The 10,582-nt window shown below is 57.2% G+C and carries 10 protein-coding genes and 1 pseudogene; 9 read left to right on the forward strand and 2 right to left on the reverse strand.

What is annotated here, in order from left to right; all coding sequences use genetic code 11:
- Positions 1 to 76: pseudogene (pspG, locus tag HP459_RS23765) on the forward strand (envelope stress response protein PspG); the annotation flags it as partial.
- Positions 77 to 260: 184 nt separating this feature from the next.
- Here the strand turns inward: pspG and HP459_RS17135 are convergent.
- Positions 261 to 1,244, reverse strand: coding sequence for a quinone oxidoreductase (locus tag HP459_RS17135; RefSeq protein ID WP_022646744.1), 984 nt, complete (start codon positions 1,242 to 1,244; stop codon positions 261 to 263).
- Positions 1,245 to 1,310: 66 nt separating this feature from the next.
- Between HP459_RS17135 and dnaB the strand changes: the two genes are divergently transcribed.
- The 8 genes from dnaB to HP459_RS17175 all read left to right on the forward strand — a co-directional run bounded on the left by dnaB (position 1,311) and on the right by HP459_RS17175 (position 8,530).
- Complete coding sequence (gene dnaB, locus HP459_RS17140) at positions 1,311 to 2,723, forward strand: replicative DNA helicase (protein WP_003860298.1); 1,413 nt, start codon at positions 1,311 to 1,313, stop codon at positions 2,721 to 2,723.
- Positions 2,724 to 2,739: 16 nt separating this feature from the next.
- Entirely contained in the window at positions 2,740 to 3,819 is a 1,080-nt protein-coding gene (alr, locus tag HP459_RS17145) for an alanine racemase (protein ID WP_171936528.1), read from the forward strand.
- Between the two features lie 21 nt (positions 3,820 to 3,840).
- Entirely contained in the window at positions 3,841 to 4,398 is a 558-nt protein-coding gene (gene pnuC, locus HP459_RS17150) for a nicotinamide riboside transporter PnuC (RefSeq protein WP_063163883.1), read from the forward strand.
- The gene (locus HP459_RS17155; protein WP_063201894.1) at positions 4,395 to 5,408 is read left to right on the forward strand and encodes an AAA family ATPase; all 1,014 of its coding nucleotides are present in this window, start codon (positions 4,395 to 4,397) and stop codon (positions 5,406 to 5,408) included. Before pnuC ends, HP459_RS17155 begins: the two co-directional genes overlap by 4 nt.
- Before the next feature lie 71 nt (positions 5,409 to 5,479).
- Positions 5,480 to 6,673, forward strand: a complete 1,194-nt coding sequence (tyrB, locus tag HP459_RS17160) for an aromatic amino acid transaminase (RefSeq protein WP_022646748.1) — start codon at positions 5,480 to 5,482, stop codon at positions 6,671 to 6,673.
- Between the two features lie 258 nt (positions 6,674 to 6,931).
- A complete protein-coding gene (gene aphA, locus HP459_RS17165; protein WP_003860292.1) occupies positions 6,932 to 7,645 on the forward strand; it encodes an acid phosphatase AphA in 714 nt (237 codons plus the stop codon).
- A gap of 112 nt (positions 7,646 to 7,757) precedes the next feature.
- Positions 7,758 to 8,174 (forward strand): secondary thiamine-phosphate synthase enzyme YjbQ, encoded by a 417-nt coding sequence (locus HP459_RS17170; RefSeq protein ID WP_023299095.1) that lies wholly within the window; start codon positions 7,758 to 7,760, stop codon positions 8,172 to 8,174.
- A gap of 2 nt (positions 8,175 to 8,176) precedes the next feature.
- Positions 8,177 to 8,530, forward strand: coding sequence for an MmcQ/YjbR family DNA-binding protein (locus HP459_RS17175; RefSeq protein ID WP_006810472.1), 354 nt, complete (start codon positions 8,177 to 8,179; stop codon positions 8,528 to 8,530).
- Positions 8,531 to 8,533: 3 nt separating this feature from the next.
- On the opposite strand, the gene uvrA is transcribed toward HP459_RS17175, so the two are convergent.
- A partial coding sequence (uvrA, locus tag HP459_RS17180) for an excinuclease ABC subunit UvrA (protein ID WP_171936529.1) occupies positions 8,534 to 10,582 on the reverse strand: 2,049 nt, incomplete at its 5' end.

The following is a 10,582-nucleotide window of genomic DNA, read 5'->3' on the forward strand; positions in this document are numbered from 1 at the left end:
GGTGGTATGGGCCATACGGGCGATTAAATCACCAAAACTGCCGACTTATCAGCGTAATAACCGCTTCCGTTACTAAGGTATTGAGGGGTACGTCACATACCTGCAACTTTTCCGGCAGCAATCTTTAGAACAGAATAGGATTTACTTATCGAATCTGTCACTATGGCTGCCGCTAAAGAATTCATCGAGCTGTACCCTACATACAGCCGAACTAAAAAAAGAAAGGGCTTCCCATGGGAAGCCCAATTTCTTTTTATGGCTCAGGGAATTAACAGACTTGAGCCCTGGGTTGCCCGGCTCTCCAGCACCTCATGCGCACGTTGCGCATCGGTCAGCGGATATTTCTGCGCTTCTGCCACATCCACTTTGATCACCCCGCTGGCGATCAGCGAGAACAGCTCGTTGCTGGCTTCCTCAAGTTCTTCCCGATTAGTGATGTAACCTTGCAGGGAAGGGCGGGTGACATACAGCGACCCTTTCTGATTCAGAATGCCCAGGTTCACGCCGGTGACAGCCCCGGAGGCGTTACCGAAGCTCACCATCAGCCCGCGACGTTGCAGGCAGTCCAGCGAAGATTCCCAGGTGTCTTTCCCCACCGAGTCATACACCACGCGTACCTTTTTGCCGCCAGTGATCTCTTTCAGCCGCTCAACGATGCTCTCTTCCCGGTAGTTGATCACCTGCCATGCGCCCGCGTCCAGCGCGCGCTGCGCTTTTTGCGCGCTGCCTGTGGTGCCGATCAGCTTCGCCCCCAGGGCTTTCGCCCACTGGCAGGCAATCAGCCCTACGCCACCTGCGGCTGCGTGAAACAGAAATTGCTCGTCAGGCTTAATTTCGTAGGTTTTGCGCAGCAGATAATAGACCGTCAGCCCTTTCAGGAATGAGGCGGCAGCCTGCTCGAAGCCGATCGCATTTGGCAGAAGCGCCGCTTTCTCGGCCGGAACGTTATGGATGGAGCTGTAAGCGCCCAGCGCCGACTGCGCGTACACCACGCGATCGCCTTCCTTAATGTGCTTAACCGCGCTGCCCACTTTGCTGACGATACCGGCCGCCTCGGTGCCCAGTCCGCTCGGCATCGACGGAGGCGGATAGAGACCGCCGCGAATATAGGTATCGATGTAGTTAATGCCGATCGCTTTGTTTTCAACCTGGATTTCGTTCTCGCCAGGTGCCGTGGGGGTAAACTCCACGGCTTGCAGTACGTCTGGCCCGCCATGTTTCTGGAACTCAATGCGTGTTGCCATGCTCCCTCCGTTAGAAAATTATGGTAATCTTTCGACCCACTCTTTATCTCGGTAACTCCATTCACTATGGCAGGAAACAAACCCTTCAACAAACAGACTGAACCCCGTGAACGTGATTATCAGGTCGCCGGGTTAAAAGTCCCGCCGCACTCGATTGAAGCGGAACAGTCGGTGTTGGGCGGTTTAATGCTGGATAACGAACGCTGGGACGACGTCGCCGAGCGCGTTGTTGCGGAAGACTTCTATACCCGCCCGCACCGCCACATCTTTACTGAAATGGCGCGTTTGCAGGAGTCGGGCAGCCCGATCGACCTGATTACACTCGCAGAATCGCTGGAGCGTCTGGGACAGCTCGACAGTGTCGGCGGGTTTGCCTATCTGGCAGAACTGTCAAAAAACACGCCAAGTGCCGCGAACATCAGCGCTTACGCTGATATCGTCCGTGAACGTGCCGTTGTCCGCGAGATGATCTCGGTGGCGAATGAGATCGCCGAGGCCGGTTTCGATCCCCAGGGGCGCACCAGCGAAGATCTACTTGATCTTGCCGAGTCCCGCGTCTTTAAAATCGCCGAAAGCCGTGCGAACAAAGACGAAGGCCCGAAAAACATCGCCGATGTGCTCGACGCCACCGTTGCGCGTATTGAGCAGCTTTTCCAGCAGCCGCACGATGGCGTGACGGGGGTGAACACCGGTTATGACGATCTCAACAAGAAAACGGCAGGTCTTCAGCCATCGGATTTGATTATCGTCGCGGCGCGTCCGTCGATGGGTAAAACGACATTTGCGATGAACCTCGTCGAAAACGCGGCGATGTTGCAGGATAAACCGGTTCTTATCTTCAGTCTTGAGATGCCCTCAGAACAGATCATGATGCGTTCTCTGGCATCCCTGTCGCGCGTGGATCAGACCCGCATCCGTACCGGTCAGCTCGACGATGAGGACTGGGCGCGGATCTCCGGCACCATGGGGATTTTGCTGGAAAAACGGAACATCTATATTGATGACTCCTCCGGCCTGACGCCGACGGAAGTGCGCTCCCGCGCGCGCCGTATCGCCCGTGAACACGGTGGCATCGGCCTTATCATGATTGACTACCTCCAGCTGATGCGTGTTCCGTCGCTTTCCGACAACCGTACGCTGGAGATTGCCGAAATTTCCCGCTCACTCAAAGCGTTAGCCAAAGAGCTGCACGTGCCGGTGGTGGCGCTGTCGCAGCTAAACCGTTCTCTGGAACAACGTGCAGACAAGCGCCCGGTCAACTCCGACCTGCGTGAATCCGGCTCCATCGAGCAGGATGCCGACTTAATCATGTTCATCTACCGTGATGAGGTTTATCACGAGAACAGCGATCTGAAAGGGATCGCCGAAATTATTATTGGTAAGCAACGTAACGGCCCCATCGGTACGGTACGTCTGACCTTTAACGGCCAGTGGTCGCGTTTCGACAACTATGCCGGTCCTCAATATGATGATGAGTAATTTCTAAGGAATTCAAATGCAAGCGGCAACTGTTGTGATTAACCGCCGCGCTCTGCGACACAACCTGCAACGTCTGCGAGAACTGGCGCCCGCCAGTAAGCTCGTTGCAGTCGTGAAAGCGAACGCTTACGGACACGGTCTTCTTGAGACCGCGCGAACGCTCCCCGATGCCGACGCTTTTGGCGTCGCCCGTCTCGAAGAAGCTCTCCGCCTGCGCGCAGGTGGAATTACGCAACCGATTCTGCTCCTCGAAGGCTTTTTTGAAGCCTCGGACCTGCCGACCATTGCCGATCAGCACCTGCACACGGCGGTGCATAACGAAGAACAGCTGGCCGCGCTGGAAACGGCCGAACTGAGCGAGCCGGTCACCGTGTGGATGAAGCTCGACACGGGCATGCACCGCCTGGGCGTGCGCCCGGAGAATGCCGAAGCGTTTTATCAGCGGCTGTGCCAGTGCCAGAACGTGCGTCAGCCGGTGAATATCGTCAGCCACTTTGCCCGCGCCGATGAGCCTGAATGCGGCGCAACGGAACAGCAGCTTGATATCTTCACCACCTTCTGCGAAGGCAAACCGGGGATGCGCTCCATTGCGGCGTCCGGCGGCCTTCTGCTGTGGCCGCAGTCGCACTTCGACTGGGCGCGTCCGGGGATTATCCTGTATGGCGTTTCCCCGCTTGAGAACAAACCCTGGGGACCGGACTTCGGCTTTAAGCCGGTGATGTCGCTGGTTTCAAAGCTGATTGCCGTGCGTGAGCACAAAGCAGGCGAGCCGGTAGGTTACGGCGGCACCTGGACGAGTGAGCGCGACACGCGGCTTGGCGTGGTAGCGATGGGCTACGGCGACGGCTATCCACGCGCCGCGCCAACGGGCACGCCGGTGCTGGTCAATGGTCGCGAAGTAAAGATTGTCGGCCGTGTGGCGATGGACATGATTTGTGTCGATCTGGGACCCGACGCGCAGGATAGAGCGGGGGACGATGCGGTGATGTGGGGCGAAGGCCTGCCGGTAGAGCGTATTGCTGAAATAACAAAAGTGAGTGCTTACGAACTTATCACGCGCCTAACCTCAAGGGTAGCGATGAAATACGTCGACTAATCACAGTATCCGGGAAGGGATATGTCACCATCTGAAATGGCTGCTTGTCTGGCCTATGCGCTCTCTGTCTGGCTGGCGGCCAGAAACAATATCAACACGTGGTGGATCGGTATTCTCGGCAGCGGGCTATACGCCTGGGTCTTCTATTCAGTGCAGCTCTATGCCGATGTTACCCTACAGCTCTTTTTCATTATCACGAGCATAACGGGTTGGGTGCACTGGCTGAAAGGAAACCGCGGAGAGGTATTGCAGGTGCGGCGAACCCGCCCCAGACATTTTCTCCTTCTGCTGGCCTGTGCCGTGGCAGTAGCGGCGCTGTACGGGCTTTTATTGCATCGGTATACCAACGCCTGGGCGCCCTGGCTGGACTCCATTATTTTAACCTTCAGCATCCTGGCGCAGTTCATGCTAATGGGCCGACGCCTGGAGAACTGGTACGTCTGGCTTGCCGTCAATACCCTTGCCGTGCCGCTGTATGCGATGAGGGGCCTGCATTTGACCGCGGTTCTGTATCTGGTGTTCTGGTTTAACGCCTGGCACGGTTTATATCAATGGCGTAAGGAGATCCGCGCGCGATGAAACCTTACGCAGAGGGTCTGATTGTCGGCAAGTTCGCGCCCTTACACGCAGGACATGAATTGCTTATCAACGCTGCGCTTGCCCGGTGCGAGACGGTGTTTATCATCAGCTATTCGCTACCGGAAATGCCGGGGTGCGAACCTGAAAAGCGCCTTCAGTGGCTACAGACGCGTTTCCCGCGGTGTCGTCACCTGGTGTTTTCGCCAGAGATCGCGGCGGGCCATGATATTGAACCGCCGCCGCCCAACGACGCAGATGCCGATCGCCACCGACACTACGTGGCTACCCTATGCGAACGCTTCTTTCACTGCCGACCGGACGCCGTATTCACTGCGGAGGATTACGGCGATGGCTTTGCCCGCGTATTAAGCCAGCGTTTTGGCAAACCGGTCACGCACGTGCGGCTTCAGCGCCCGGAGGGCCCTGATGCGCCCTCAGGCACGCTTATTCGCTCTGATGTTCATCGCTACCGCGAGATGCTCTCGGCGGAGGTTTACCGGAGTTTTGTCTTTCGAATTTGCTTATTGGGCGGCGAGTCGACGGGCAAAAGCACGCTTTCCCGGGCGTTGGCAGCAGCGCTTAACGCGCCCTATGTCGCTGAGTTCGGGCGCGAATACTGGGAAGAAAAGAACGGAGTACTGGAATGCGACGATCTCCTGCATATTGCGCGCGAGCAGGTGCGGCGTGAGGACGCAGCCAGCACGGCGCCTTATCTGATTTGTGATACGTCGCCCTTAACCACGCTGTTTTATACCCTCGACCAGTATGGCTCGGCGCCTCAGGCGCTGCACGACTTAGCCGGGCGGGACTACTCGCTGGTTGTACTGTGCGGCGATGAATTTCCCTTTGTACAGGACGGTACCAGGCAAGGCGCGGCGTTTCGCCGCAGGCAGCAGTCGTGGTATATCGCTGAACTGGCGCGCCGAAACATCCCGTATTTACGCGTCACAGGGTCGACGTCTGAGCGTATCGAACAAATTCGTGGGCATATCCAGGAACGGTTTTCATAACCTTCTCGACCTTCTCCTGCTTCCGGTTTATTGTTGAAAATCCTGCCTCATAACAATCCGGAGAACATCGCGTGTTTCAGAAAGTAGACGCCTACGCCGGCGACCCTATCCTCTCCTTGATGGAGCGTTTCAAAGAAGATCCTCGCAGCGACAAAGTGAACCTCAGCATCGGTCTTTATTACAACGAGGACGGCATCATTCCTCAACTGAAAGCCGTTGCCGAAGCCGAAGCGCGTCTTAACGCAACCCCGCACGGGGCTTCGCTTTATCTGCCGATGGAAGGGTTAAATACCTACCGTAATACCATTGCGCCGCTGCTGTTTGGTGCGGATCACGCGGTGCTCGCGCAAAAGCGCGTGGCGACTATCCAGACGCTGGGTGGCTCGGGTGCGCTGAAGGTAGGCGCAGATTTCCTGAAAAAGTACTTCCCGGATTCCGGCGTGTGGGTCAGCGACCCGACGTGGGAAAACCACGTGGCCATCTTTGAAGGCGCGGGCTTTAAGGTTGCGACCTATCCATGGTTCGACAGCGAAACCAACGGCGTACGCGTTGATGCGCTGCTGGAAAAACTGAACACCCTGCCGGAGCGCAGTATCGTATTGCTGCATCCGTGCTGCCATAACCCGACCGGTGCGGACCTCACCAATGCCCAGTGGGATGCGGTGATCGAGGTACTGAAGGCGCGTAACCTGATCCCGTTCCTCGACATCGCCTATCAGGGCTTTGGGGCGGGCATGGAGGAGGACGCCTACGCCATTCGTGCGATTGCCAGCGCGGGTCTGCCTGCGCTGGTCAGCAACTCTTTCTCAAAAATCTTCTCCCTCTACGGCGAGCGCGTCGGCGGTCTGTCCGTGGTGTGTGAAGACGCCGAAGCCGCGGGACGCGTACTCGGTCAGCTGAAAGCGACGGTCCGCCGTATTTACTCCAGCCCGCCGAACTTTGGTGCGCAGGTGGTCGCGACCGTACTGGGCGATGATCAGCTGAAAGCCACCTGGCTTGCGGAAGTGGAAGGCATGCGTAAGCGCATCCTGTCGATGCGTCAGGAGCTGGTTAACGTTCTGAAAGAAGCCGTGCCTGGACATAACTTTGATTATCTTCTCAAGCAGCGCGGGATGTTCAGCTATACCGGACTGAGCGCGGCGCAGGTCGATCGCCTGCGCGAAGAGTTCGGCGTCTACCTGATCGCCAGCGGCCGTATGTGCGTGGCGGGGCTGAATGCCGGCAACGTCCAGCGCGTGGCGCAGGCGTTTGCAGCTGTGATGTAAGTACTCACTACTTATTATCTCCCTCTCCCTGTGGGAGAGGGCTGGGGTGAGGGCATCAGGCCGCAGAAAATCTTGCCCGGTGGCGGCTGCGCCTTACCGGGCCTACATCACTCATCCACACTTTGTGATCGTCTTCTTTTTATTCAGCTTCATAAGCAAAAACTCCTTTTCTTCCCCTCCCGCTGGGGTTATGGTCGGATAGTTTTTGACCATTCGCTCAAAATAAAAAGATAACAAACTGAATATTCAGGGGAAAACATGCGCAAGATCACACTGGCGCTCAGCGCCGCCTGCTTATTGTTCTCGCTTAATAGTACCGTTGTTGCGCGGGCTTCTGCACCCACGCCGCTTTACACCGGCACCACCGCCGCCATTCTTGCCGAACAGGCCCCCATTCACTGGGTTTCAGTGGCACAAATCGAAAACAGCCTGACGGGTCGCCCGCCGATGGCCGTGGGCTTCGATATTGACGATACCGTTCTCTTCTCCAGCCCCGGTTTCTGGCGCGGCAAAAAAACGTACTCCCCGGACAGCGAAGCCTATCTGAAAAACCCGGAATTCTGGGAAAAGATGAATAACGGCTGGGATGAGTTCAGTATCCCGAAAGAGGTTGCCCGCGCGCTGATCGCCATGCACGTAAAGCGCGGCGACAGCATTTACTTCGTGACAGGACGTAGCCAGACCAAAACCGAAACCGTCTCGAAAACGCTACAGGATGATTTTCTGATCCCGGCGGCCAGCATGAATCCGGTCATTTTTGCCGGGGACCAGGAAGGGCAAAACACCAAAACCCAGTGGCTGGAAAAGAAAAATATCAAGGTGTTCTACGGTGATTCAGATAACGACATCACCGCGGCGCACGATGTGGGAGCCAGAGGCATCCGGGTGTTACGCGCCTCGAACTCCACCTACCGGCCGCTGCCAATGGCCGGAAAATTTGGTGAAGAGGTGATCGTTAACTCCGAATACTGATGCATTAACGGCGGGGTGAATGCTTTTTTAAGCAAATTTCTCCGCGCGGGTTTTACCTTTCGCTTTCTTGCTGCACACTTAGAAAGATTCATCTTTCAACACGGAGCAGCACATGTGGTATCAACAGACCCTGACCTTAAGCGCAAAACCACGCGGATTTCACCTGGTGACGGACGAAGTCATCGGGCAAATCCGCGACCTGCCGCGCGTCAAAACGGGTTTGCTGCATCTGCTGCTTCAACACACGTCTGCTTCTCTCACGCTCAATGAAAATTGCGATCCCACCGTCCGGTCTGACATGGAGCGGCATTTTCTGAAAACCGTCCCGGATAACGCCCCGTATGACCATGATTACGAGGGGGCGGATGATATGCCTTCGCACATCAAATCCTCTTTGCTGGGGGTCTCGTTGATGCTGCCGGTCCACAACGGACGGCTGCTGCTGGGAACGTGGCAGGGGATCTGGCTGGGAGAACATCGCATTCACGGTGGTTCGCGTAAAATTATCGCAACGCTACAAGGGGAATAAAGATGACAATTTCGGAGATACTTCAGTACTGCATGAGCAAGCCGGGCGCAGAACAGAGCGTTCACAGCGACTGGAAAGCCACGCAGATCAAAGTGGGTGATGTGTTGTTCGCGATGGTAAAAGAGGTTGAGGGACGTCCTGCGGCATCGCTGAAAACCAGTCCTGAACTGGCCGACTTACTGCGCCAGCAGCACGATGATGTCAGGCCAAGCAAGCATCTGAATAAAGCACACTGGAGTACGGTGTTTCTCGACGGCTCGCTGCCAGATTCGCAAATTTACTACCTGGTAGATGCGTCGTATCAACAGGCGGTAGAACTGCTGCCGGAAACGATCCGACAGCAGCTCTCCGTGTAACGATTACAGCAACGGTTTAAGGAAGCGCGCGGTGTGCGAGGCTTCGCACTCTGCAACGGTCTCTGGCGTACCGGAGACGAGGATTTCACCGCCGCCGCTGCCGCCTTCCGGGCCGAGATCGACAATCCAGTCCGCGGTTTTAATCACGTCCAGGTTGTGCTCAATCACCACGATGGTGTTGCCCTGATCGCGCAGCTGGTGCAGCACGTCCAGCAGCTGCTGGATATCCGCAAAATGCAGGCCGGTGGTCGGCTCGTCCAGAATGTACAGCGTCTGACCGGTACCGCGTTTGGACAGCTCACGCGCCAGCTTCACGCGCTGCGCTTCACCGCCGGACAGCGTTGTCGCTGACTGCCCCAGACGGATATAGGTCAGACCAACATCCATCAGGGTTTGCAGCTTACGCGCCAGCGCAGGGACGGCGTCAAAGAACTCGCGCGCCTCTTCGATGGTCATATCCAGCACTTCGTGGATGGTCTTGCCTTTGTACTTAATCTCCAGCGTTTCGCGGTTATAGCGCTTGCCTTTACACTGGTCGCACGGCACGTAGATATCCGGCAGGAAGTGCATCTCAACCTTGATTACGCCGTCGCCCTGGCACGCTTCACAGCGGCCGCCGCGCACGTTAAAGCTGAAACGTCCTGGCGTATACCCACGCGAACGCGCTTCCGGTACACCCGCGAAGAGTTCACGGACGGGCGTAAAGACGCCAGTATAGGTCGCCGGGTTGGAGCGCGGGGTGCGGCCAATCGGGCTCTGATCGATATCGATAACCTTGTCGAAATGCTCCAGCCCCTGAATGTCGCGGTACGGTGCAGGCTCGGCCAGCGTCGCGCCGTTCAGCGCCGTCTGCGCAATCGGGAACAGCGTATCGTTGATCAGCGTCGATTTACCGGAACCGGACACGCCGGTGATGCAGGTAAACAGCCCGACAGGCAGCGTCAGGGTCACGTCTTTCAGGTTGTTGCCGCGCGCCCCGGTTAGCTTCAGCACTTTTTCCGGGTTCGCCGCCACGCGCTGTTTTGGCACTTCAATTTTGCGCTTGCCGCTCATGTACTGGCCGGTCAGCGACTCGGGCACCGCCATAATGTCTTTCAGCGTCCCTTCTGCCACCACCTGTCCGCCGTGCACGCCAGCGCCCGGGCCGATGTCGATCACGTGGTCTGCGGCGCGAATGGCGTCTTCGTCGTGCTCAACCACAATCACCGTGTTGCCAAGGTTACGCAGGTGAACCAGCGTGCCGAGCAGGCGTTCGTTGTCGCGCTGGTGCAGGCCGATAGACGGCTCATCCAGCACGTACATCACGCCGACTAAGCCCGCGCCAATCTGGCTCGCCAGGCGGATACGCTGGGCTTCACCGCCGGAGAGCGTTTCAGCCGATCGGGAAAGCGTCAGGTAGTTCAGGCCGACGTTCACGAGGAACTTGAGGCGATCGCCGATCTCTTTCAGCACTTTTTCGGCGATTTTCGCGCGCTGGCCGGAGAGCTTCAGGTTGTTGAAGAAGTCCATCGCGTGGCCGATGCTCATGTCTGAGATGGTCGGCAGCGCCGTGTTTTCAACAAACACGTGACGCGCTTCGCGACGCAGACGTGTACCCTCGCAGGTGGCGCAGGAGCGGTTGCTGATGAACTTCGCCAGCTCCTCACGCACCGCGCTGGATTCGGTCTCTTTGTAGCGGCGCTCCATGTTGTGCAGCACCCCTTCGAACGGGTGGCGACGCACGGAAGTGTCACCGCGATCGTTCATGTACTTGAACTCGATGTTCTCTTTGCCGGAACCGAACAGGATCACTTTATGTACGTTCGCGCTCAGGCTGGCCCACGGGGCTTCAACGTCGAACTTATAGTGCTCTGCCAGCGATTTCAGCATCTGGAAGTAGTAAAAATTACGCTTATCCCAGCCGCGAATGGCGCCACCCGCCAGCGACAGCTCCGGGTTCTGGATCACGCGGTCCGGGTCGAAATATTGCTGAACGCCGAGGCCGTCACAGGTCGGGCACGCGCCCGCTGGGTTGTTGAACGAGAACAGGCGCGGTTCCAGCTCGCGCATGCT

It is taken from the genome of Enterobacter sp. CM29, from assembly GCF_013179605.1.
In the GTDB taxonomy this organism is placed as follows: domain Bacteria; phylum Pseudomonadota; class Gammaproteobacteria; order Enterobacterales; family Enterobacteriaceae; genus Enterobacter; species Enterobacter intestinihominis.

Bases quoted from the DNA above. Each gene is read 5' to 3' on its own strand.
- HP459_RS17135 (WP_022646744.1), bottom strand. From the start codon at position 1,244: ATGGCAACACGCATTGAGTTCCAGAAACATGGCGGGCCAGACGTACTG.
- alr (WP_171936528.1), top strand. From the start codon at position 2,740: ATGCAAGCGGCAACTGTTGTGATTAACCGCCGCGCTCTGCGACACAAC.
- dnaB (WP_003860298.1), top strand. From the start codon at position 1,311: ATGGCAGGAAACAAACCCTTCAACAAACAGACTGAACCCCGTGAACGT.
- HP459_RS17155 (WP_063201894.1), top strand. From the start codon at position 4,395: ATGAAACCTTACGCAGAGGGTCTGATTGTCGGCAAGTTCGCGCCCTTA.
- pnuC (WP_063163883.1), top strand. From the start codon at position 3,841: ATGTCACCATCTGAAATGGCTGCTTGTCTGGCCTATGCGCTCTCTGTC.
- HP459_RS17170 (WP_023299095.1), top strand. From the start codon at position 7,758: ATGTGGTATCAACAGACCCTGACCTTAAGCGCAAAACCACGCGGATTT.
- HP459_RS17175 (WP_006810472.1), top strand. From the start codon at position 8,177: ATGACAATTTCGGAGATACTTCAGTACTGCATGAGCAAGCCGGGCGCA.
- aphA (WP_003860292.1), top strand. From the start codon at position 6,932: ATGCGCAAGATCACACTGGCGCTCAGCGCCGCCTGCTTATTGTTCTCG.